Raw genomic sequence first — 23646 nt, forward strand, 5'->3', positions numbered from 1 at the left:
GCTGTGGATTTCTGTGGACGAAGGCCGTCCCAAGTCCCGTTTCCCGCAAGGGAATCGAGTCAACACGACGCCCGTCGCCTGCCCCATCCCAGGGAGTGGGACTCTTTTTATTGACACGTTCGGCAATTGCGGCATAACGGAACGTAAGCCGCGAATCCGTATGCCGCGCAATAGTGAGTCGTGAGCCGTCACCCCGCACCGGTAGCCTTGGCCACGTGATTGACCTTCGCCTGCTCCGTGAGGACCCCGACCGTGTGCGTGCGTCGCAGCGCGCCCGTGGAGAGGACGTCGCGCTCGTCGACTCCCTCCTGTCCGCCGACGAGCGGCGCAGGTCGTCCGGCGTCCGTTTCGACGAGCTGCGTGCCGAACAGAAGGCACTCGGCAAGCTCATCCCCAAGGCCTCCGGAGACGAGAGGGCCGAGCTGCTCAAGAAGACGGGCCAGCTCGCCGCCGACGTCAAGGCCGCCGACGCCGAGCGCGACGCGGCCGACACCGAGACCCAGGAGCTCGCGCTCCGGCTCAGCAACCTCGTGCACCCGGAGGTGCCCGTGGGCGGCGAAGAGGACTTCGTCACCCTGGAGCAGCACGGCACGATCCGCGACTTCGGCGCCGAGGGCTTCGACCCCAAGGACCACCTGGAACTCGGCACCCTCCTCGGCGCGATCGACGTCGAACGCGGTGCCAAGGTCTCCGGCTCGCGCTTCTACTTCCTCACCGGCATCGGCGCGCTGCTGGAACTCGCCCTGGTGAACGCGGCCATCGCGCAGGCGACCACGGCCGGCTTCACGCCGATGCTGACGCCCGCGCTGGTCCGCCCCCAGTCGATGGCCGGCACCGGCTTCCTCGGCCAGGCGGCCGCCGACGTCTACCACCTCGACAAGGACGACCTCTACCTCGTCGGCACCTCCGAGGTCGCCCTCGCCGCGTACCACATGGACGAGATCATCGACGCCGACCGGCTGCCGCTGCGCTACGCGGGCTTCTCGCCCTGCTTCCGCCGCGAGGCCGGCTCGCACGGCAAGGACACCCGGGGCATCTTCCGCGTCCACCAGTTCGACAAGGTCGAGATGTTCTCGTACGTCGACCCGGCGGACTCGCAGGCCGAGCACCAGCGCCTGCTGGAGTGGGAGAAGCAGTGGCTGACGTCGCTGGAGCTGCCGTTCCGGGTCATCGACGTCGCCTCCGCCGACCTCGGCTCCTCGGCCGCCCGCAAGTTCGACTGCGAGGCGTGGATCCCGACGCAGGGCAAGTACCGCGAGCTGACCTCGACCTCGGACTGCACCGAGTACCAGTCCCGCCGCCTGTCGATCCGCTTCCGCGACGGCAAGCAGGTCAAGCCGCTGGCGACGCTGAACGGCACGCTGTGCGCCGTACCGCGCACGATCGTGGCGATCCTGGAGAACCACCAGCAGGCCGACGGTTCCGTGCGTGTGCCCCAGGTGCTGCGTCCGTATCTGGGCGGCCGTGAGGTCCTGGAGCCGGTCGCCAAGTGAGTACGTCCGCCGCGCCGGGGTTCCCCTACCGCCTGATCGCCACCGACCTCGACGGGACGCTGCTGCGCTCCGACGACTCGGTCTCGCGGCGCACCCGTGAGGCGCTCGCCGCGGCCACCGCGGCGGGCGCCGCCCACATCGTCGTGACGGGCCGCTCGGCCCCGTGGACGCGCCACATCCTGGACGACCTCGGCTACCAGGGCCTGGCCGTCTGCGCCCAGGGCGCGCAGGTGTACGACGCCGCCGAGCACCGCCTGCTGACATCGGTGACGCTGGACCGGCAGCTGGCCGGGGTGGCACTGGCCAAGATCGAGGCGGAGGTCGGCCCGCTGTACCTCGCGGCGAGCCGGGACGGCCTGGAGGGCGAGGTACTGGTGGGTCCCGGTTACGCGGTCACCGGCAAACTGCCCTCGACGCCCTTCACGGACGCGTCCGACCTGTGGACCGCCCCCCTGAACAAGATCTACATACAGCACCCCACGCTGTCGGACGACGAGTTGGCCGAGGCCTCCCGCCTGGCCGCCGGCGGCTTCGTCGGCGTCGCGATGGCCGGCGCGGGCATCGTGGAGCTTCTCCCCCTCGGCCTCTCCAAGGCGACGGGACTCTCCCTGGCGGCCCGCCGCCTGGGCATGAAGGCGGCCGACACGATCGCCTTCGGCGACATGCCCAACGACATCCCGATGTTCGCCTGGTCCGCCCACAGCGTGGCCATGGCCAACGCCCACGAGGAGCTGAAGGCGATCGCGGACGAGGTGACGTCCTCGAACGAGGAGGACGGGATCGCCGTGGTGCTGGAGCGGTTGCTCGGCTGAGCGTCGGTGTTCCCGCGGGGCGGGAACACCTCGCTCCGTGCGGAGGATGCACGAATCGAACGTGCGCGGGGTTTCCCCCCGACCGCGACTCGCCGCTCATGGAACACGGCGAGCCGGTGCCTTGCCACTCGGCCAATCCTCCGGGTGGGCGGCCTCACGCGAACGCGGTGCGTCGCGTGCTCGAAGCGGCCGCCCCGGGCAGCTCCCCGAATGGGGCGGTCTCGCGGAGAGGTGACTACTCCGGATTCCGCCGCGGGCTGCCCTGTCGGGAGCTGGACGTACTGTCGTGCATCGACATCGCCCGGCTCCTCTCCCCGTAGGTGGCGCCGGCTCGACCCGGCGTCCTCGACACCACCACTGTGCCGGTACGCCGGGTTCGGCGCCACCGATTAACGGGTGGCCCGCGGACTTCCTCAGCGCCGCCGCCATCTGCGACGACGCTTGCTGAAGAACCATCCGGCGGGCGGCTCGTCGGAACGCCACGGCTGGGGCTCGGGCTGCTCTCCTCGCCAGCGCGCGGCGAGCATCCGGGCCCGTGCGGACGGCTCGGCGGTCTCGGCGGACCGTATGAAGTCCTCGTCCAGGACGAGGTCGTTCCAGACCTCGTCCTCGGACCGGCCGTGGCCCTCGTGCTGTGACGCCTCGTCCGTCATCCCCGTCCTCCTGGCCGTACGTCTCCGTCTGTCCAGTGTGCCGGGACAGGGGTGAAGCCCCTGTCAATAAGCGTCGTGTCTACTCCTCGCCCGCGAGCGTCAGCGAGCGCAGCTTCTGCCCCGCGTACCAGGTGGCGAGGACGGTGACCGCGACCAGCAGCACCGTCGCCGTGGTCAGCCCGACGTCGGAGGTGACCAGGTCTCCGCCGGCCACCTTGTGGGCCACGGCCAGCGACCACTGCTGGACGCTGAGCGTGCGCGCGCCGGCCACCAGGGAGCCGAACAGCGCCTCCCAGATCAGTGCGTAGACGAGCCCGAACACGACCGCGTGCCGGGAGACCGTGCCGAGCAGCAGGAAGAGCGCCGCGTAGGCGATGGAGGCGACGAGCGCGGCCACCGTGTAGGCGACGGCGATCTGTTGGCCGTTGCCGTTGAGGATGAAGCCCGCGATCAGGGTGGGTACCGCGGAGAACACCATCGTCACGGCGATCGCGACGATCAGCTTGGTGCAGATGATCGTCGGGCGTTTGATCGGCTTGGACAGCAGATAGACGACGGAGCCGTCGTCGATCTCCGGGCCGATCGCGCCGGTGCCCGCGATGACGCCGATGATCGGCACCATGGTGGCGAGCGCGAGCCCGCCCAGCAGGTCGGACGCCGTCTGGTCGTCGGCGCCGGCCAGGCCGCGCACCACCACGGAGATGGCGATCAGCAGCAGGGGCAGGGCGCCGAGGATCAGGGCCCTGCGTCGGCCGAGCAGGGCCCGGTAGGTGAGTCGGGCGACTGTGGGGTCGTACATCTTGGCCTCCTACGCCGCGACGAGATACGAGAAGACGGACTCCAGGGACTCGTCGGACGGCGAGACCGTGAGCAGCCGGATGCCGTGGTCCCTGGCCACCCGCGGCAACAGGGCCGTGAAGCGGCCGAAGTCGACGGCCTGGATGCGCAGTGCGCCCTCCGCCAGGTCGACTTCGATGCCGGACGTGGACGGGTCGGCGATCAGCGCGGCCGCGAGGGCGCGGTCGTCGCTGGAGCGCACCAGGTAGCGGTGCGGGCGGTCGGTCATCAGACGGCGGATCTTGCGGAAGTCCCCGCTCGCCGCGTGCCGGCCGGCGACCACGACCTCGATGTGCCGGGCGAGTTGTTCGACCTCTTCGAGGATGTGGGACGAGAACAGGACCGTGCGGCCCTCGTCGCCCATGCGCCTGAGGAGGTCCATGAGCTGCATGCGCTGGCGCGGGTCCATGCCGTTGAAGGGCTCGTCCAGCAGGAACAGCGAGGGGTCGTGCACGAGCGCGCTCGCCATCTTCACGCGCTGGCGCATGCCCTTGGAGTACGTCGCGATCTTGCGGTCCTGCGCGTACTCCATCTCGACGGTGGCCAGCGCCTTCTGGGCGGCCCTGGCCCCCAGGCCGTGCAACTCGGCGTTGGCGACGACGAATTCGCGCCCGGTGAGGAAGTCGTACATCGCCTCGCGCTCGGGGACGATGCCGATGTGCTTGTAGATCTGTTCGTTGCGCCAGGTCGGCTGGCCGTCCAGGGTGACGGTGCCGGTGGAGGGGGCCAGGAAGCCGCCCATCATGTTGATGAGGGTGGACTTTCCGGCGCCGTTGGGGCCGAGGAGGCCGGTGACGCCGGGGCCGATGGTCATGGTGATGTCGTTGACGGCCACCACGTTGCCGAACCAGCGCGAGACGTGGTCGATGTTGAGCGTGGTCACAGTCCGACCTTTCGGTAGCGGCGCATCAGGAGGCCGTAGCAGGCGGCGATCAGGCCGAGCGCGACGAGGACGTAGACCACGCCCTCCCCGTTCGTCGGGCCGACCCCTCCGGGGAACGCCGAGCTCGCGCCGAGGAACGCGGACTGCACTCCGTCGATGAGCGTGACGGGCGAGAACAGGCCGATCCAGGCGATGGATCCGGAGCTGGTCTGCGCGTCGGCGATGGCCTGGAGCGTGGAGACCGCGCCGTAGGAGATGGTCAGGACGGCGATCACGGCGGCGATGCCGAAGCCGCGGCGCGGGGTGACCGAGGCGATGACCAGGCCGAGGCCGGCGAAGAGCAGGGAGAGCAGTGCCACGGAAACCAGTCCCTGAGCGAATCCCTTGGTCTGGTCGCCGAAGTCGAGCTTCGCCAGCAGGGCGCCCACATAGAGCACCAGCAGCGGCGCCGCGGTCAGGATGAACAGCGCCGAGGCCAGGGCGGCGAACTTGGCGCGCACGTAGTCGGCGGTCTCGATCGGCCGCGAGAAGTACAGCGGAACGGTCTTGAAGCGCAGGTCGCGCGAGACGGACTGGGGTGCCTGCGAGGCGACGTACAGGCTGATGACGGCCTGCATGACGATCGCGTAGCGCGTGTAGTCCAGGGGCAGGTCCTTGGCCTTGGTGGCGACCGCGACGGCCACCATGATGGCCGCGGGCACGCACATCACCACGAACAGCAGCATCGGCAGCACCTTGGACTTGACCGAGCGGCCGAGGCCGTAGGAGCCGCGCAGGGACTGCGAGTAGAGGGAGCGGGTGGCGTAGGAACGGCCCAAACGCGGGCCGTCGTAGGCGCGGTAGCCGATGTTGTGGATGCGGGTCTGGTCACCCGAAGGTGTCGCCGGTGTCCGCGTGGGCTGCTCAACCGCCATGGCCGACCGCCTCCTTCCGCTGCTCGTCCTGGTCGTTGAAGACCTCGGAGATGTGGTGCCGGCGCTGTTCCATGCGGACCAGGCCGAGGCCGAGGTCGGCGACGACGTCCCTGATGAGGTCGTGGGTCTCCTCGCCCCGCGCGGTGAGCAGCAGGACGTGGCCGGCGCCCGGCAGGCCGCCGGCGCCGTCGAGGACGTCCACCCCGCGCGCGTGGAGCGCGTCGCGCACCGCACGGGTGCCGTCCGGGTGGTCGTCGGTGTCGGTGACCTCGATGGCGAGGGTGGTCGTCATCTGGGTGAAGTCGGTGGTGGAGCTGGAGCGCAGGAGCTTGCCGCCGTCGACGACGACCACGTGGTCGCAGGTGCGTTCCAGCTCGCCCAGCAGGTGGGAGGTGACCAGGACGGAGATGCCGAAGTCGGTGTAGATGCGGCGGATCAGGCCGAGCATCTCGTCGCGGCCGACCGGGTCGAGGCCGTTGGTCGGCTCGTCCAGGAAGACCAGTTGCGGGTCGTGGACGAGGGCCTGCGCGAGTTTCACGCGTTGTTTCATGCCGGTGGAGTAGCCGCCGATGGGGCGGTACCGCTCCTCGTACAGCCCGACGTGGCGCAGGGTGTCGGCGGTGCGCTCGCGGGCGGCGGCGGGCGGCAGGCCGGACATGCGTGCCATGTGGACGACGAACTCGGTGGCCGAGACGTCGGGCGGCAGGCAGTCGTGTTCCGGCATGTAGCCGACCCGCTCGCGGATGGCGGCACCCGACGACGGGGCGGCGACATCGAGGCCGAGCACTTCGGCACGGCCCTCGGTGGCGGGGGACAGACCCAGAAGGATCTTGATCAGTGTGGACTTGCCGGCTCCATTGGCTCCGACGAGTCCGGTCACACCGGGCCCGACGTCCACGGAGAGCCGGTCAAGCGCGGTCACCCGGGGGTACCGCTTGCTCAGGCTTTCGGTCGCGATCACAGTCACGTCCTCGACGGTAGTGACTTGGACCACGCCGGACGTCACCCCGCAGAGCCGTCTTGGTATCAGTCTGGAGTATTACGGGGCCCTAGGGGTCCAACCCTGAGGTCGAACAACGCGAGGCCGCGTATCCACATCGGCCCGGTTGTCCACAGGCCGCCGCACCCCCTATTGACGCAGCCTCTAACGACTGTCACATTCACCAGTGTCAAGTTACGGGCACGTACCGCGGTCGACGGGGACGGGTGGGGCGTTGGCATGACGACGGCAGCAGGTGAACTCACCGCGGAGCTCCGAGGGTTCAGGAAGGTCCAGCGCCTCGCCTACGCCTGCGCGGAGGCGGTCGCGGCGCGGCTGGAACCGGGCGTCACCGAGCGCGAGGCGGCCCGGATGCAGCGGGTGTGGCTGCGCGAGCGGGGTGTGCGCGACTGGTTCCATCTGCCCTTCGCCTGGTTCGGCGACCGCACCGCGTTCGTGAACTTCCGCGTACCGCTGCAGTTCTTCCCGACCGACCGCCGGCTGGAGCAGGGGATGCCGTTCATCCTCGACATGGCTCCCGTCCACGAGGGCCATACCGCGGACATCGGCTATTCGGGCTCCCTGGGCGCCAACCCGGTGCAGGACCGGCTGATGGACGACCTGGAGGCGCACCGCGAGCTGATCCTGAGCGAGGTGCGCGAGCGCCGCCCGCTGCGGGAGATCTACGAGGACGTGGACCGCCTCATGGTCCGCCAGGGCTACGCCAACCGGCATCGCGCCTACCCCTTCGGCGTGATCGCGCACAAAGTGGACCGGGTTCGGGAGCGCCGCTGGTCACCGCGTGTCCTCGGGTTCGGCACCCAGTCGCTGAAGGGCCTGGCCGCCGACGCGCTGCACGGCCACCGCGAGGGCTGGTCCCCGCTGTGGTCGCCCTACCGCTTCTCCGACCATCCACCCCGGCCGGGCCTGTGGGCGGTCGAACCGCACCTCGGCTTCCGGGGTACGGGCGCGAAGTTCGAGGAGATCCTTGTCGTCACCGACTCCGCGGACCCCGAGCAGGGTGCCTTCTGGCTGGACGACGATCTGCCGCACGTGCGGCGCTGGGCGGAGGACAAGTGACGTTGCCGAAGGGTGTGCGGGAGCGCCGGGTACGGACCGGCGGGGTCGAGCTGTGCGTGGCCGAGCTGGGGGACCCCTCCAGGCCGACGGTCGTCCTGGTGCACGGCTATCCGGACAGCAAGGAGGTGTGGTCGGGGGTCGCGTCCCGGCTGGCCGAGGAGTTCCATGTGGTGCTGTACGACGTCCGTGGCCACGGACGCTCCACGGCGCCGCGGCCGCTGCGCGGCGGGTTCACGCTGGAGAAGCTGACGGACGACTTCCTGGCCGTGGCGGACGCGGTCAGTCCGGACCGGCCGGTGCACCTGGTGGGGCACGACTGGGGCTCGGTGCAGGCCTGGGAGTTCGTCACGGTCCGGCGCACCGAGGGCCGGATCGCGTCCTTCACGTCCATGTCCGGGCCGTCCCTCGACCACCTCGGCCACTGGATCGACCAGCGCGTCAAGCGCCCCACCCCGCGCCGGGTGGGCCAGCTGCTCGGCCAGGGCGCCAAGTCCTGGTACGTGTACCTGCTGCACACCCCCGCGCTGCCCGAACTGGCCTGGCGCGGCCCTCTCGGCACGCTGTGGCCAAAGCTCCTGGAGCGCGTCGAGAAGGTCCCCGGTGAGGGCTACCCGACCTCGTCACTGCCGACGGACGCGGCGCACGGAGCATGGCTGTACCGGGACAACGTCCGCGCGCGGCTGCGCCGCCCTCGTCCGGACGCCTACGCGCACGCGCCCGTGCAGCTCATCACGCCCCTGGGGGACGCGTTCCTCTCGGAGAAGCTCTACGACGGACTGGAACTGTGGGCGCCGCGGTTGACCCGGCGCACCATCGCGGCGAAGCACTGGGTCCCCCGCTCCCGGCCCGACCAACTGGCTTCCTGGATCTCGGAGTTCGTGACCTCCGTGGAGGGCGGAAGGCCCGCCGCGGTGCAGGCGACCGGGAAGTACGCCGAACGCTTCGGCGGGCAGCTGGTGCTGGTCACCGGTGCGGGCAGCGGCATCGGGCGGGCCACGGCGTTCGCGTTCGCCGAGGCCGGCGCGCGCGTGGTCGCCGTCGACCGGGACGGGGAGGCGGCGGTCCGCACCGCCGAGCTGTCCCGGCTGCTCGGCGCTCCGAAGGCCTGGGCGGAGACGGTCGACGTCTCCGACGAGCAGGCCATGGAGAAGCTCGCCGAGAAGGTCGCCGCCGAGTACGGCGTGGTGGACGTCCTGGTGAACAACGCCGGCATCGGCCTGTCCGGGTCCTTCTTCGACACCACCCCGGAGGACTGGAAGAGGGTCCTCGACGTCAACCTGTGGGGCGTGATCCACGGCTGCCGGCTCTTCGGGAAGCAGATGGCCGACCGCGGGCAGGGCGGCCACATCGTCAACACCGCGTCGGCGGCGGCCTACCAGCCCTCCAAGGTGCTGCCCGCCTACAGCACCTCCAAGGCCGCCGTGCTGATGCTGAGCGAGTGCCTGCGCGCGGAGCTGGCCGGGCAGGGCATCGGCGTGACCGCCGTGTGCCCCGGCATCGTGAACACCAACATCACCTCGACCGCGCGCTTCGCCGGGGTCGACGCCGCCGAGGAGAAACGGCGCCAGAAGCGCTCCTCGCGCCTGTACGGGCTGCGGAACTACCCGCCGGAGAAGGTCGCCGACGCCATCCTGCGGGCGGTGGTGCGGGGTCAGGCGGTGGTCCCGGTGACGCCCGAGGCACGCGGCGCCCACCTCATGTCCCGGTTCGCCCCCAGGGCGCTGCGGGTGATCGCGCGGATGGAGCCGCCGCTGTGAGCGCGCGGATCGTCCCGCGCCGGGTCTCCTTCGACTGGTCGCGCACACCGCTGCACTGGATCCCCGGCGAGCCGACGGCCACCCATGTGATCAATGTGCTGCACCTGTTGCTGCCGGCGGGGGAGCGGTGGTTCGTGCAGGTCTTCAAGGAGGGCCTGCCCCTGGTCCGGGACCCCGAACTGCTGGCCCAGGTCAAGGGCTTCATGGGCCAGGAGGCCACGCACAGCGTCCAGCACGCGCACGTGCTGGACCATCTCAGGGCGCAGCGGCTCGACACCGCGGAGTTCACCCGGTATGTCGACTTCCTCTTCGAGCGGCTGCTGGGCGAACGACCGCCGCTCGGTGTGCCGATACCCGAGCGGGAGTGGCTGCGTTTCCGGCTCGCGGTCGTCGCGGCGATCGAACAGTTCACGGCCGTCCTCGGTGACTGGATCCTGGCCGCCGAGGACCTGGACCGGGCCGGCGCCGACGAGGTCATGCTCGACCTGCTGCGCTGGCACGGCGCCGAGGAGGTCGAACACCGCGCGGTCGCCTTCGACATGTACCAGCACTGCGGCGGTACCGGCACACACCGCTACGCGCGCCGTATCGCGGGCATGGCGGTCACCGCCCCCGTGATGCTGTACCTGTGGACATGGGGCACGGCCTACCTCATGCGCCACGACCCCCACCTCGCCGGCCGCCTGCGCTACTCCCTCGCCGAGCACGAGAAGGCCGTACGCAAAGGGCTGCTGCCCGCGTGGCGGGATCTGGGCGCGGCGATACCCCGGTACCTCCGGCGGTCCTACCACCCCTCGCGGGAAGGGTCGTTGAGCCGGGCGGTGGAGTACCTGAGCAGGTCACCGGCGGCCAGGGAGGCCTCGTGACGGACGGGGGCGGGAGGTCCGGGGGCGGGGTCAGGGGGACCGGCGGTGAGGCCGGAGGCAGCGGGGCCCACCGTCCCGCCCATCGCATCGAGGACCTGGCGCACCTCAGCGGCGCCACGGTCCGCACGATCCGCGCCTACCAGGACCGCGGGCTGCTCCCCCGCCCGGAACGCCGTGGCCGGGCCAACGTGTACGCGGACACCCATCTCGTCCGGTTGCGCCAGATCGCCGATCTCCTCGACCGCGGCTACACCCTGGCCTCCATCAAGGAGCTCCTGGAGGCGTGGGACGCGGGCCGGGGTCTGGGCGGGGTGCTCGGGCTGGCCGCCGAGGTCGACGGCCCGTGGACCGACGAGGAGGCGGTACGGATCTCCCGCGCCGAACTGCACGAGCGGTTCGGCGGCGTCCCCGACGACACCGCGGTCGCGGAGGCCGTGCAGCTGGGCGTGCTGGAGCCGGTGCCCGGCGACGACGAGTCCTTTCTCGTGCCGAGCCCCCAAGAACTGGCGGTGGCCGCCGAGTTGCATGCCGCCGGGGTTCCGCTGTCCGCGATCTCGGGCCATCTGCGGGAGTTGAGGGGGCGGGTCGAGCACATCGCCGCCCGTTTCCTGGAGTTCACGACCGAGCACGTCTTCGCCCGCTACCTGGACGGACCGCACCGGCCGACGGAGGCGGACGCGGCGGAAGCGGCCTCTCTCGTACGACGACTGCGGCCACTCGCGCAGCAGACGGTGGACGCGGAACTCGCCCGGGCGATGCGGCTGTTGGCCGTGCGGCAGCTGCGGGAGCACCTCGGGGCGGAGGAACCTTCGTCGGCACCGGATCGGACGCGTTCCGTGCCGATCCCGGCGGAGACGATGCGGGCGGTGGAAAGGCTGGTGGGATCGGAGCGGGCCGCCGAGTTCATCACCCTGGCCGCCGAACGCGAGGTGCGGGCAAGGGCTTTGGACCATCTCTCCTCAACTCACTCCCCGTCAGTCGATCTTGACGAAAGTCCCTGAATCGACGGGTGGTTGTCCACAGAATTGCCAATTCCCCTGTGGATAACTGGACTTGGTTGTGGATCAAACATCGCGAACAAAATCAATCGCGTGATCCACGTCTCTCCCGGCACCCTGGGAGCATGGATGAAAGACGCACCGTGAAGGTGTCGAAGTACCTCTCGAAGCACCTGCGCCACCAGCCCGAACGGATCGGGCTCTCCCTCGACGAGGCCGGCTGGGTCGAGATCGACGTGCTGATCGGCGCCGCCGCCACGCACGGGTTCCGGTTCACCCGGGACGAGCTGGACCACGTGGTCGCCGCCAACGACAAGCGGCGCTTCGCGATCGACGGCACCCGGATCCGCGCCAGCCAGGGCCACAGCGTCGAGGTGGACCTCGGCCTGCCGCCGGCGACCCCGCCGTCGTACCTCTACCACGGGACCGTGGCCCAGTCCCTGGACGCGATCCGTACCGAGGGGCTGCGGCCCATGAACCGGCACGACGTGCACCTCTCGTCCGACCGGGAGACCGCGACGCGCGTCGGCGCCCGCCGCGGCCGACCCGTCGTCCTGTCGGTGGACGCGGGCGCCATGCACCACGACGGCCATGTCTTCCACGTCAGCGCCAACGGCGTGTGGCTGACGAAGACGGTCCCGCCGACGTACCTGCGGTTCCCCGAACCCCGCTGACCCTTGCATGATCGGTGGTATGGACCACTTGCCCAGCACCGAGGCCGCCGTCACCGCCCTGCGCGCCCTCGCCGCGGAGTACGCACGCGAGATCGAGGTCACCCACGACATCGGCGCGGACCGGACCTCCCGCCGCAGCGCCGCGGGAGTCGGCGTCACCACGGACGAGGACGGATCCCTGCCCCACGAGGCCTTCGTCGAGTTCGGCGGGCTCCCCCGCGTGAGCGTGCGGCTCTACCCGGAGGACGACGCGCTGATCGAGGTCGAGGGCGTCGCGTGCCCCGACATCGCGCGTGACGACGTGCCGGCCTTCCTCCGCTCCGTCTTCGGCGGCCTCGCACATGTCCGGGGCCGTCGCTTTCCGCCCGGCTACTTCCTGATCGTGCCGCTGCCCGGCGACCGCACCCACAAGGAGTACGTGCCGATGCTCCACCTCAGCCCCTGGCTGAGCGGCCGGGTGCGATGACGGTCGGTGACTGTTTCACGTGAAACACGGTCATCCGCATACGCTCGGACACATGAGTCTGCGTCTGAGCACTGTGATCCTCCCTCACCGCCGCTGGCACGAAGGCGGCCGTTCGACCTGGACGCGCGCCGAGCAGCTCGGCTTCCACGCCGCGTACACGTACGACCACCTGTCCTGGCGCAGTTTCCGGGACGGCCCCTGGTTCGGTGCCGTCCCGACGCTGACCGCCGCCGCGGCCGTCACCGACGAGCTTCGCCTGGGCACTCTGGTGACCTCGCCGAACTTCCGGCACCCGGTGACCCTCGCCAAGGAACTGATCTCCCTCGACGACATCTCCGGCGGACGGGTGACACTCGGCATCGGCGCGGGCGGCACCGGCTTCGACGCGACCGTGCTCGGACAGGATCCGTGGACCCCGCGCGAGCGCGCAGACCGCTTCGCCGAGTTCCTCCAGCTCCTGGACCGGCTCCTCGTCGAGGACGGCCCGCGTGGTGTCTCGTACGAGGGCGATCACTACTCGGCGCACCAGGCACGCAACATCCCGGGCTGTGTGCAGCGGCCCCGACTGCCCTTCGCGGTGGCCGCGACCGGGCCTCGCGGACTCGGGCTCGCCGCCCGCCACGGGCAGGCATGGGTGACCACCGGCGACCCCAAGCTGTACGAGAACGGCACCCCGGAACAGTCGGTTCAGGCCCTTCGCGGACAGGCGGAGAAACTGGCCGACGCCTGCGCCGCGATCGGCCGTGACGCGACCACGATCGACAAGATCCTGCTCACCGGTTTCACCCCGGACCGCGCCCGCCCGCTCCAGTCCGTGGACGCGTTCGTGGACTTCGCGGGCCGCCACCGGGAGCTGGGCTTCACCGAGATCGTGATCCACTGGCCCATCCCCGACTCGGACTTCGCCGCGGACGAGAAGGTCTTCGAGCAGATCGCCATGGAGGCCCCACGTCAGCTGGGCTGACCCGGACCCACCGTCGCCCGTGCCCCGTCCGCGCCGGACCAGGGGCCCGTCTGCGTCCCGCCCGCCCCTCTTCCGCGCCTCGCCCGCGTCTCATCCGTGCGGGCCGCCGCACGGGCGTGCGGGCGCCTGCGGGAGAATGGCCGGGTGACCTCAGCGACTAGAGAGCCCGAGACCCCGGCCGCAGCCCTCCCGCCCCGGCTGATCGCCACCGACCTCGACGGCACCCTGCTGCGCGACGACAAGTCGGTGTCCCCACGCACGGTCGCGGCCCTGGCCGCCGCCGAGGAGGCGGGTATCGAGGTCTTCTTCGTCACCGGCCGCCCGGCCCGCTGGATGGACGTGGTCAGCGAGCACGTCCACGGGCACGGCCTGGCGATCTGCGGCAACGGCGCCGCGGTGGTCGACCTGCACGGCGGCCCCGGCGCCCACCGGTTCGTGAAGGTGCGGGAGCTGGCCCGGCAGAACGCGCTGGACGCCGTAGGGCTGCTGCGTGACGCGGCGCCGGGCACGGTGTACGCGGTCGAGCAGACGTACGGCTTCTACCAGGAGCCGGACTATCCGAAGCTGCACATGGAGGTCCCGGACTCGCTCGCGCCCGCCGAGGACCTGCTGGCGCCGGACGCCCCCGGGGCCGGCGAGCCGGTGCTCAAGATCCTCGCCTACCACCCGGACATCGACCCGGACGCCTTCCTCACCCTGGCCCGGCTCGCGATCGGCGACCAGGCCAATGTCACCCGCTCCAGCCCCAGCGCCCTGCTGGAGATCAGCGGCCCCGGCGTCTCCAAGGCCAGCACACTCGCCCTGTGCTGTGCCGAGCGCGGTATCTCGCACGAGCAGGTCGTCGCCTTCGGGGACATGCCGAACGACGTGGAGATGCTCACCTGGGCGGGACGGTCGTACGCGATGGGCAACGCCCACCCGGACGTGCTGGCGGCGGCGTCGGGGCGCACGGTCGCCAACAACGAGGACGGGGTGGCGGTCGTGATCGAGCAGCTGCTGACCGGGCGCGCATAGCCGCTGCCGTGGCGGCGGCTGCCACCCCACGCTCCTACCCCAGGGGCACCCCTCGCGCCGAGAGCCACGGCACCGGGTCCACCGCCGAGCCCATCTCCGGAGTGACCCGCACCTCGAAGTGCAGGTGCGGGCCGGTGGAGTTGCCGCTCGTGCCGGACTGCCCGATCCACTGTCCGGGCCCCACCTGCTGGCCCTGGTCGACGGTGACGGCGGCGAGATGGGCGTACTGCGTGTAGTAGCCGCTCTCGTGCTGGAGCACGACCTCGATGCCGAAGGCGCCCCCGCACGACACCTTCACCACCCGCCCGGCGCCCACCGCTCCCACCGGCGTACCGATCGGCACCGCGAAGTCCTGCCCGGTGTGCCGGTTCGCCCACCGCGCACCGCCGCTGCCGAACCCCGCGGACAGCTCGTAGTGCTGCACCGGCGCGACCCAGGTGCTCGTGAGGCCGGCCTGCGTCTGGTCCAGCCGGACGGCACCACGGCAGGCGCCGGCCGCGACGGAGGCGTCCGCCTGCCCCTGCAACTGCCACCGGGCCTGTTCGAGCTTGGCCTCGATGTCCTTCTTCAGAGCGGCGAGTTCGGTGCTCCGCCGGTCCAGTTGCTGCCAGGCCGCCGCGGCCTTCGCCTCGTCCGAGGTGAGCCGCGCCTCCGCCCGGCGGCTCTTGTCGATCGCGTTGTTGACGGCGAGATCCGCCCGCCACACGGCCCGCTGACCGCGCATCAGGTCGTCGGGGCTGTCCGCCAGGATCATCTGCGCGGTGATCGGGAGGCCACCGCCACTCCGGTACTGGGCGCGGGCGATCCGGCCCAGGCCCTCGTGCAGAACGGCGATCCCCTGCCGCTCCCGTTCCAGCAGCGCCTCGAAGCGCTCGGCCTGCGCCCGCTGCACCTCGGCCTCCTGCCGGCCCGCCTCGTACTGCCGGCTCGCCACGGCCGCGTCCTCGTACAGCCGGTCCACCTGTGCGCTGATCCCCACGTCGGCGACACCGTGCGTGGCCTCGCCGTCGTCGGCGGCGTCGGAGGTGTCGGTGGGACCGGCCGCGAGCACGGCCAGCGCACACAGCAGCGCCGGAACGAGCAGCGGGTGGCGGCGAGATGAGCGCATGTCAGCGATCCTGACCCCGGTCCAGGGCCGCGGTCCTGTTCAAGTCGTACAGCTGGGGGACATGGTGGCGCAGACGGGTTGGTTCCGTGCCGTCGGACAGGCATTTCCCCGCGCCTCGTGCGGCGCACCCGGAGCTCAGTGCGGCGCCTGCCACACCACGGTCGTACCGGCACCGTTCTCGCCGATACCAGGGCCGTGCCGGCTGTCGCCGCCGAGGGATTCCGCGCGCCGTTCGAGGTTCCGCAGACCGCTGCGCCGGCCGTTCTCGGGGATGCCGACGCCGTCGTCCGCGACGGTCAGCCGTACGCCGGGTCGCCCGTCCGGCAGGGTCACGGTCGCGTCGACGACGAGGTCGATCCGGGAAGCCCCGGCGTGCCGGAAGGCGTTGGAGAGCGCCTCGCGCAAGGCCGCGATCAGGTTCTTGCCGGTCAGCTCGCCGACCACGGTGTCGACCGGACCGACGAAACGGTGGGAGGGCCTGAACCCCAGCGGGACGGCGGCCGTCTTGATCTCCCGCAGCACGGCCGTGCTCAGCCCGGACGGCGGCTCGCCGGGATCCCGCTGGAGCGCGAAGATCGCGGTGCGGATCTCCTGGATGGTGACGTCGAGGGCGTCGACGGCCTTGCCGACCCCGCGCCGCACCTCGGGGACCCCCGACCGGCGCTGCGCGCTCTCCAGCATCATCCCGGTGGCGAACAGCCGCTGGATGACGAGATCGTGCAGGTCGCGGGCGATACGGTCGCGGTCCTCGTACACCGCGAGCCGTTCCCGGTCGCGCTGCGCCTCCGCCATCACCAGCGCCAGCGCCGCCTGCGCGGCGAACTGGACCGCGAGACCGCGCTCCGCCTCCGAGAACGGACGCTCCCCCCGTGCGCGGGGCATGACGAGACCGCCCATGACCCGGCCGTCGCTCCGCAGCGGCAGCATCATGATCGGCCCGTAGTCCCGTGCGAGACGGCTGAGCATGCGCGGATCCACCGCCGCGTCCTCCACGAACACGGCCTGCCCGTCGAGGAGGTCGGCGACGATCTCGCTCTCGGGCGGGATGACCCTCCCCAGTTCGTCCGACGGCCGGTCCGCGGCCACCGCGACGATCTCCAGACCGCCCTCGTCGGCGGGCAGCAGAACGATCCCGGCCGCCGAACCCGACAGCCGACGGGCCTGTTCGGCGACCACCTGAAGGGCGTCGTCGGTGTCACCGCCGGACAGCAGGGCGGTGGTGACGGCGACCGATCCGTCGATCCAGCGTTCGCGCTGCCCGGCTGCCTCGTACAGCCGGGCGTTGCCGATGGCGATGCCGGCCTCCGTGGCCAGTACGCGGACCACGTTGAGGTCGTCGTCGTCGAACGGCGCCCGTCCGTCCTTCTCCGTCAGGTACAGGTTCCCGAAGATCTCGCCCTGGACGCGCAGTGGGACGCCGAGGAAGCCCCGCATCGGCGGATGGTGTTCGGGGAAGCCGCAGGAGCGCGGGTCGGCGGTCAGGTCCGCGACCCGGACCGGCTCCGGCTCGCGGATGAGGGCTCCCAGCAGCCCTCTGCGCCCGTCCGGCAGCCGTCCGATCCGCCGGGCGGTCGCCGTGTCGGCGCCCACGAAGACGAAGTCGACGAGTCCCACGCCGTCCTCGGCGACCACGCCGATCGCCGCGTACCGGGCACCGGTCAGGGCCGCCGCGGTCTCACAGATCCGCTCCAGAGTGGAGTGCAGTTCCAGGCCGCTGCCGACGGCCCGCATCGCCTCCAGCAGTTGCGGCAGCCGGGCGGCCAGTTCGGCCGACAGACCATGGGCGGGCGACGCGGGACCGGGAAGGGATGCGGCGGACATGCACCGAGCCTAATTAGTCCGCTTTGATACAGAAAGTCGAGCCGCTCCCGGCGAAGACGTGCGGCTCAGCCGACCACCGCACCCCCGCTCACCCACAGGTCCGCCGCCGTCTCCCGTTCCACCATCCCCCGCAACGGCCCTTCCACCGCGACCAGCTCTCCGTACGAACCTCGCTGCACCACACGTCCCGCCTCCAGGACGACCACCTCGTCCACCGCTTCCAGGCCGGCCAGCCGGTGGGTGATGAGCAGTGTCGTACGGCCCTCGGTGGCGGCCAGCAGATCGGCGGTCAGCGCGTCCGCGGTGGGCAGGTCGAGATGCTCGGCGGGCTCGTCGAGGACGAGGACGGGGAAGTCGGCCAGCAGCGCCCGGGCCAGCGCGAGCCGCTGCCGCTGCCCGCCGGACAGCCGTGCCCCGTGCTCGCCGACCAGCGTGTCGAGTCCGTCGGGCAGTGAGTCGGCCCAGTCGAGCAACCGGGCCCGCCGCAGCGCGTCGCGCAGTTCGTCCTCGGTGGCGTCCTTCCTGGCCAGCAGGAGGTTCTCGCGCACCGAGCTGTCGAAGAGGTGCGCGTCCTGCGCGCACAGTCCGACGAGCCGCCGTACGTCGTCGCCGTCCAGCGCGTACGCGTCCACCCCGCCCAGCGTGTAGGAGCCCGCCTCGGTGTCCAGGAAGCGCAGGAGCACCTGCGCGAGCGTCGACTTGCCGGACCCGGACGGCCCGACCACCGCGACCCGGCGGCCCTGCTCCAGAGTCAGGTCCAGCCCGGCGAGCGCGTCCCGGTCCTGTCCGGCGTGCCGGGCGGCAAGCCCCTTGACCACGACCGGGAACGGCGACACGGGCGCCTGTCGGGGCCGTTCCGGCTCCCGTACGGGCTCGGGTGCGTCCAGCACCTCGTACACGCGCTCCGCGCTCCTGCGCACCCGCTGCCGGTACCGCACGGCCGGCGGCAGGCCCAGTACGGCCTCGAAGGCGGCCAGCGGGGTGAGGACGACGACGGCCATCGCCACGCCGCTCAGCCTGCCGTCGGCGACCCCCTGGGCGCCCACGAGGGCGCTGGCGGTGACGGTCAGGCCGGAGAGCAGCGTGGTGAGGCCGTCGCCGAGGGCGGTGGCGGTGGCGGCGCGGGAGGCGATCCGGGTCAGCGTCCCGTCGGCCCGCCGCGCTTCGGCGGCGCGTCCGGGCAGAGCGCCCGCGACGGTCAACTCGGCGGTCCCGGTGAGCAGATCGGTCACGCGGGTGGCCAGTACACCTCGGGCGGGGGCCAGCCTGCGCTCGGCCCGCCGGGCCACCGCACCGGTGACCAGCGGGACGCCGGCGCCTGCCACCAGCAGTCCGACGGCGAGCACCGCGCCGGCCTCCGGCAGCAGCCAGGTCGCGAAGCCCACGGCCCCGGTGGACACGGCCACGGCGGCACCCGCGGGCAACAGCCAGCGCAGCCAGTAGTCCTGCAGGGCGTCCACGTCGGCGACCAGCCTCGACAGCAGATCGCCCCGGCGGGTCTGCCGCAGCCCCGCGGGCGCGAGTCGCTCAAGGCGCCGGTACACCGCGACCCGGGTGTCGGCGAGCATCCGCAGTACGGCGTCGTGCGACACGAGCCGCTCCCCGTACCGGAAGACGGCCCGCCCGATCCCGAAGGCCCGCGTCGCCGTCACGGCCACCATCAGGTAGAGCACGGGCGGCTGCTGCGAGGCCCGCGAGATGAGCCAGCCGGAGGTGGCCATCAGCCCCACGGCACTGCCGAGCGCGAGGCTCCCGAGCAGCAGGGCGAGCGCGAGCCGACCGCGCCGGGCGCCGGACATGGCCCGGACGCGGGCCAGGACGTGGGCCGCGTCCGGCGTACGTCCGCGGTCCTTCTCCGACGGGACCGCGCCCAAGTCGCCCTGTTCAGGCGCTCTGGTGACAACCGGCTCTTCCGTCTCGGCGGTCTCGGAGACCGGGCGAGCGGGCTCGGAGACCGAACCAGCGGCCCCAGATGTCGAACCGTCCGGCTCGGTGGGCACGGTGGGGGACACGGGCTGCGCCAGCCGCACCACGCGGTCCGCGACCGACAGCAACGCCGGCCGGTGCACGACCAGCAGCACCGTCCGGCCCACCGCGAGCCGCCGTACCGCCTCGACGACCTCGGCCTCGGTGGCCCCGTCCAGCGCGGCCGTCGGCTCGTCGAGCAGCAGCACGGGCCGGTCGGCGAGGAAGGCCCGGGCCAGTGCGAGCCGCTGCCGCTGCCCGGCGGACAGTCCGGCCCCGTCCTCACCGAGCACGGTGTCGGCGCCCTGGGACAGCGCGTCCACGAACTCCAGCGCGCCCGCGTCCCCCAACGCCCGCCGGACGGCGTTGCCGTCGGCGTCGGGCCGGGCGAGGCGGACGTTCTCGGCGATCGTCCCGGCGAACAGATGGGGCCGCTGCGGCACCCACGCGATCCGTGCCCGCCAGCGCTCCAGGTCGGCGTCGGCGAGATCGACTCCCCCGGCCAGAACCCGTCCTTCGATGGGCCGCACAAAACCCAGCAGCACATTCAGCAACGTCGACTTGCCCGCACCGCTCGGCCCGACCAGCGCGACCGTCTCCCCGGGCTCGACACGGAACGACACGTCCGCCACGACGTCCCCGGACCGCCCGGGGTAGCGCACCGAAACCCCCTCGAAGGACAGACCCCCGGGCGGTACGGCCGCGGCACCCGTCTGCGGTACCGGAGTCTCCAGCACCGAGAAGATCTCCTCGGCGGCGGCGAGTCCCTCCGCCGCCGCGTGGTACTGCGCCCCCACCTGGCGCAGCGGCAGGTATGCCTCCGGCGCCAGGACGAGGATGACCAGACCGATGTACAGATCCATCTCGCCGTGGACGAGCCGCATGCCGATCGTCACGGCGACGAGGGCCACCGACAGCGTGGCGAGCAACTCCAGGGCGAAGGAGGAGATGAAGGCGATCCGCAGCGTCCGCATGGTCGCCTGCCGGTACTCGCCGGTGATGCGCCGGATCGACTCGGCCTGCGCCTTGGCCCGGCCGAACACCTTCAGGGTGGGCAACCCGGCGACCACGTCGAGGAAGTGACCGGAGAGCCGGGACAGCAGCTCCCACTGCCGGTCCATCCGGGACTGCGTGGCCCAGCCGATGAGCACCATGAAGACGGGAATGAGCGGCAGGGTGCCGACGATGATGGCCGCCGAGACCCAGTCCTCGGTGACGATCCGGGCCAGCACCGCCACCGGCACGACCACCGCGAGCCCCAACTGCGGGAGATAGCGCGAGAAGTAGTCGTCGAGGGCGTCGACGCCCCGCGTGGCGAGGGTGACCAGCGAGCCGGTCCGCTGTCCGCTCAGCCAGCCGGGGCCCAGCGCGACGGCCCGCTCCAGCAGCCGCCCGCGCAGCTCCGACTTCACCGCGGCGCTAGCCCGGTGCGCGGCCAGCTCGGTGAGCCAGGCGACGAACGCGCGGCCGAGGGCCACGGCTGTCAACAGCAGCAGCGGAGTCCTGAGTTCACCGACCGCCATGCCGTGCTGGAAGGCACCCACCACCACGTCGGCGATGAGCATGGCCTGCGCGATGACGAGCCCGGCGCCGACGACACCCAGGCCGACGACTGCCACCAGGAAGAGCCGGGTGGCACGGGCGTAGCGGAGGAGACGCGGATCGATCGGTTTCACGTGAAACATGCCCTTCGGTCCAAGGGGTCCGGTTCACCGTGTTTCACGTGAAACATCGCGCACCACGATGACCCGCACCCCCGGTCGGACTCAGTGAGCGGCTTCGGCGATGTGCTGCGTGCCGATCCGCTTGCGGAACACCCAGTAGGTCCAGCCCTGGTAGAGCATGACGACCGGGGTGGCGATCGCCGCGCACCAGGTCATGATCCTCAGGGTGTAGGGACTGGACGAGGCGTTGGTGACCGTGAGGCTCCAGTCGGCGTTGAGCGAGGACGGCATGACGTTCGGGAAGAGCGTCAGGAAGAGCATCGCCACCGCGGCCACGATGGTGACCCCGGACAGCGCGAACGACCAGCCCTCGCGCCCGAGCTGGTTCGCCACGAGTGCCGCGACCAGAGCCGCGACCGCCACGACGAGCGCGACCAGGCTCTTGCCGTCACCGCTCTCGGCCTGCGTCCACAGCAGGAAGACCAGTGCCAGCACGGCCGTGGCGAGACCGACTCCGGTCGCCAGCCTCCGCGCCCGTGTCCGGATGTCACCGACGGTCTTGAGCGCCGTGAACACCGCACCGTGGAAGGTGAACAGCGTCAGCGTCACCAGGCCGCCGAGCAGCGCGTACGGGTTGAGCAGGTCCCAGAAGGTGCCGACGTACTCGAAGTTCTGGTCGATCTTCACGCCGCGCACGATGTTGCCGAAGGCGACGCCCCACAGGAACGCGGGGAGCAACGAGGTCCAGAAGATCGCGTGCTCCCAGTTGCGCTGCCAGTTCTCCTCGGGCCGCTTCGCCCGGTACTCGAAGGCCACGCCACGGACGATCAAGGAGACCAGGATGAGCAGCAGGGGCAGGTAGAAGCCCGAGAAGAGCGTGGCGTACCACTCGGGGAAGGCGGCGAAGGTCGCACCGCCGGCCGACAGCAGCCAGACCTCGTTGCCGTCCCAGACGGGGCCGATGGTGTTGATCAGCACCCGCTTCTCGGTCCGGTCGCGGGCCAACAGCTTGGTGAGGATGCCGACTCCGAAGTCGAAGCCCTCCAGGAAGAAGTAGCCGGTCCACAGGACGGCGATGAGGACGAACCAGACGTCGTGAAGTTCCATGACTTGAGCTCCCTGGGCCTAGTACGAGAAGGCCATCGGCTTGTCGGCGTCACGGGAGTCGCCGCCGATCTTCTTGGGCGGGTTGAGGTCGGCCTCGGTGAGCTCGGGTGGACCGGCCTTGACGTACTTCGCGAGCAGCTTGACCTCGATGACGGCGAGGACGGCGTACAGGCTGGTGAAGACGATCATCGAGGTGATGATCTCGCCCTGGGAGACGCCGGGGGAGACCGCGTCCCGGGTCTGCAGGACGCCGTAGACGACCCATGGCTGGCGGCCCATCTCGGTGAAGATCCAGCCCCAGGAGCTGGCGATCAGCGGGAAGCCCAGGGTCCAGATGGCGATGCGCCAGTACCAGGTGGTGAGCTTCGGGCCGAGGGGCTTCTTCCCGAAGAGGACGAGATGCGGCACTTCGTCGTCGCCGACCCTGAGGTGCCGCGGCAGCAGGAACTTCTTGCGGGTCAGCCAGAGCCCGGCCAGTCCGATGGCGAAGGACGTCATGCCGAAGCCGATCATCCAGCGGAAGCCCCAGTAGGCGACCGGGATGTTGGGCCGGTAGTCGCCGGGACCGAACTTCTCCTGCTCGGACCTGTTGACGTCGTTGATGCCGGGGACGTACGAGCTGAAGTCGTCCTTGGCCAGGAAGGACAGCAGGCCCGGGATCTCTATGGCGACCTTGTTGTGGCCGGCGTCGACGTCGCCGTAGGCGAAGACGGAGAAGGGCGCGGGCGCCTCGCCGTCCCACAGCGCCTCGGCGGCGGCCATCTTCATCGGCTGCTGCTCGTACATGATCTTGCCGAGCGTGTCGCCGCTGACCGCGGTGAGCAGGCCGCCGACGGCGACGGTGACCAGGCCGAGCCGCAGCGAGGTCTTCATCTCGCGGATGTGCTTCTTGCGCAGCAGATGGAAGGCGGAGATGCCCACCATGAAGGCGCCGCCGGTGAGGAAGGCCGCGGTGAGGGTGTGGAAGGCCTGGGCGAGCGCGGTGTTCTGGGTCAGGACCAGCCAGAAGTCGGTGAGCTCGGCGCGGCCCTTGGCCTCGTTGATCCGGTAGCCGACCGGGTGCTGCATCCACGAGTTGGCCGCGAGGATGAAGTAGGCCGACAGGATCGTGCCGATCGAGACCATCCAGATGCAGGCCAGGTGGATCCTCTTCGGCAGCTTGTCCCAGCCGAAGATCCACAGCCCGATGAACGTCGACTCGAAGAAGAAGGCGATCAGGGCCTCGAAGGCGAGCGGGGCGCCGAAGACGTCACCGACGAAGCGCGAGTAGTCGGACCAGTTCATACCGAACTGGAACTCCTGGACGATGCCGGTGACGACACCCATCGCGATGTTGATCAGGAAGAGCTTGCCCCAGAACTTGGTGGCCCTGAGGTACTTCTCCTTCTCCGTGCGCACCCATGCGGTCTGCAGGCCGGCCGTGAGGGCGGCGAGCGAGATCGTCAGGGGAACGAACAGGAAGTGGTAGACGGTGGTGATGCCGAACTGCCAGCGCGCCAATGTCTCCGGCGCCAGAGCCAATTCCACGTCGTCAGCCTCCTTATGTCGCCGTGGTACAGCGGCAGTTTGCCCCTTTTGTCACACGCGTCAT

The 23646-nt window shown here is 71.0% G+C and carries 20 protein-coding genes and 1 tRNA gene; 10 read left to right on the forward strand and 11 right to left on the reverse strand.

Going from position 1 to position 23646, the window contains the following annotated elements:
* Positions 1–215: 215 nt before the first annotated feature.
* Together serS and ACZ5VD_RS13475 are read left to right on the forward strand one after the other, a co-directional pair.
* Complete coding sequence (serS, locus tag ACZ5VD_RS13470; protein ID WP_468682291.1) at positions 216–1493, forward strand: serine--tRNA ligase; 1278 nt, start codon at positions 216–218, stop codon at positions 1491–1493.
* Positions 1490–2305: an HAD family hydrolase gene (locus tag ACZ5VD_RS13475; protein ID WP_468550122.1), complete on the forward strand. Its 816-nt coding sequence runs from the start codon at positions 1490–1492 to the stop codon at positions 2303–2305. Before serS ends, ACZ5VD_RS13475 begins: the two co-directional genes overlap by 4 nt.
* A 40-nt stretch (positions 2306–2345) precedes the next feature.
* On the opposite strand, the gene ACZ5VD_RS13480 is transcribed toward ACZ5VD_RS13475, so the two are convergent.
* The 6 genes from ACZ5VD_RS13480 to ACZ5VD_RS13505 form a co-directional block, all read right to left on the reverse strand.
* Positions 2346–2447: transfer RNA gene (locus ACZ5VD_RS13480), tRNA-OTHER, on the reverse strand.
* 271 nt (positions 2448–2718) lie between these two features.
* The gene (locus tag ACZ5VD_RS13485; protein ID WP_468550121.1) at positions 2719–2958 is read right to left on the reverse strand and encodes an SGM_3592 family protein; all 240 of its coding nucleotides are present in this window, start codon (positions 2956–2958) and stop codon (positions 2719–2721) included.
* Between the two features lie 79 nt (positions 2959–3037).
* Entirely contained in the window at positions 3038–3757 is a 720-nt protein-coding gene (locus tag ACZ5VD_RS13490; protein ID WP_468550120.1) for an ABC transporter permease subunit, read from the reverse strand.
* Between the two features lie 9 nt (positions 3758–3766).
* Positions 3767–4678 carry an ABC transporter ATP-binding protein gene (locus ACZ5VD_RS13495; RefSeq protein WP_468550119.1) on the reverse strand — a complete coding sequence of 304 codons (912 nt, stop codon included), beginning with the start codon at positions 4676–4678 and terminating at the stop codon, positions 3767–3769.
* Positions 4675–5592, reverse strand: coding sequence for an ABC transporter permease (locus ACZ5VD_RS13500; RefSeq protein ID WP_468550118.1), 918 nt, complete (start codon positions 5590–5592; stop codon positions 4675–4677). Before ACZ5VD_RS13500 ends, ACZ5VD_RS13495 begins: the two co-directional genes overlap by 4 nt.
* Positions 5582–6553 carry an ABC transporter ATP-binding protein gene (locus ACZ5VD_RS13505; protein ID WP_468550324.1) on the reverse strand — a complete coding sequence of 324 codons (972 nt, stop codon included), beginning with the start codon at positions 6551–6553 and terminating at the stop codon, positions 5582–5584. The genes ACZ5VD_RS13500 and ACZ5VD_RS13505 overlap by 11 nt, the downstream gene beginning before the upstream one ends.
* Positions 6554–6811: 258 nt before the next feature.
* Here ACZ5VD_RS13505 and ACZ5VD_RS13510 point away from each other — a divergent pair, with 258 nt between their 5' ends.
* From ACZ5VD_RS13510 to ACZ5VD_RS13545, 8 genes are all read left to right on the forward strand, one after another.
* Positions 6812–7651, forward strand: coding sequence for a M24 family metallopeptidase (locus ACZ5VD_RS13510; protein ID WP_468550117.1), 840 nt, complete (start codon positions 6812–6814; stop codon positions 7649–7651).
* Positions 7648–9408: an SDR family oxidoreductase gene (locus tag ACZ5VD_RS13515; protein WP_468682292.1), complete on the forward strand. Its 1761-nt coding sequence runs from the start codon at positions 7648–7650 to the stop codon at positions 9406–9408. The genes ACZ5VD_RS13510 and ACZ5VD_RS13515 overlap by 4 nt, the downstream gene beginning before the upstream one ends.
* Complete coding sequence (locus ACZ5VD_RS13520) at positions 9405–10274, forward strand: metal-dependent hydrolase (RefSeq protein WP_468682293.1); 870 nt, start codon at positions 9405–9407, stop codon at positions 10272–10274. The genes ACZ5VD_RS13515 and ACZ5VD_RS13520 overlap by 4 nt, the downstream gene beginning before the upstream one ends.
* 86 nt (positions 10275–10360) lie before the next feature.
* Entirely contained in the window at positions 10361–11275 is a 915-nt protein-coding gene (locus tag ACZ5VD_RS13525) for a MerR family transcriptional regulator (RefSeq protein ID WP_468550323.1), read from the forward strand.
* 122 nt (positions 11276–11397) lie between these two features.
* On the forward strand, positions 11398–11946 hold the full coding sequence (locus tag ACZ5VD_RS13530) for an RNA 2'-phosphotransferase (RefSeq protein WP_468550114.1): 549 nt from the start codon (positions 11398–11400) through the stop codon (positions 11944–11946).
* Positions 11947–11953: 7 nt separating this feature from the next.
* Positions 11954–12412, forward strand: a complete 459-nt coding sequence (locus ACZ5VD_RS13535) for a hypothetical protein (RefSeq protein ID WP_468682294.1) — start codon at positions 11954–11956, stop codon at positions 12410–12412.
* A 52-nt stretch (positions 12413–12464) separates the two neighbouring features.
* Positions 12465–13376, forward strand: coding sequence for an LLM class flavin-dependent oxidoreductase (locus tag ACZ5VD_RS13540; protein ID WP_468682295.1), 912 nt, complete (start codon positions 12465–12467; stop codon positions 13374–13376).
* A gap of 144 nt (positions 13377–13520) precedes the next feature.
* On the forward strand, positions 13521–14390 hold the full coding sequence (locus ACZ5VD_RS13545) for an HAD hydrolase family protein (protein ID WP_468550111.1): 870 nt from the start codon (positions 13521–13523) through the stop codon (positions 14388–14390).
* 34 nt (positions 14391–14424) lie between these two features.
* Here ACZ5VD_RS13545 and ACZ5VD_RS13550 read toward each other — a convergent pair whose 3' ends face one another.
* From ACZ5VD_RS13550 to ACZ5VD_RS13570, 5 genes are all read right to left on the reverse strand, one after another.
* Positions 14425–15498, reverse strand: a complete 1074-nt coding sequence (locus tag ACZ5VD_RS13550; RefSeq protein ID WP_468682296.1) for a M23 family metallopeptidase — start codon at positions 15496–15498, stop codon at positions 14425–14427.
* Positions 15499–15633: 135 nt separating this feature from the next.
* Entirely contained in the window at positions 15634–17319 is a 1686-nt protein-coding gene (locus ACZ5VD_RS13555; RefSeq protein ID WP_468682297.1) for a GAF domain-containing sensor histidine kinase, read from the reverse strand.
* A gap of 65 nt (positions 17320–17384) precedes the next feature.
* Entirely contained in the window at positions 17385–20969 is a 3585-nt protein-coding gene (gene cydD, locus ACZ5VD_RS13560; protein WP_468682298.1) for a thiol reductant ABC exporter subunit CydD, read from the reverse strand.
* A gap of 81 nt (positions 20970–21050) precedes the next feature.
* A complete protein-coding gene (gene cydB, locus ACZ5VD_RS13565; protein WP_468550107.1) occupies positions 21051–22055 on the reverse strand; it encodes a cytochrome d ubiquinol oxidase subunit II in 1005 nt (334 codons plus the stop codon).
* A gap of 18 nt (positions 22056–22073) precedes the next feature.
* Positions 22074–23582: a cytochrome ubiquinol oxidase subunit I gene (locus ACZ5VD_RS13570; protein WP_468682299.1), complete on the reverse strand. Its 1509-nt coding sequence runs from the start codon at positions 23580–23582 to the stop codon at positions 22074–22076.
* Positions 23583–23646 lie beyond the last annotated feature (64 nt).

The organism is Streptomyces sp. NPDC032822, from assembly GCF_055578825.1.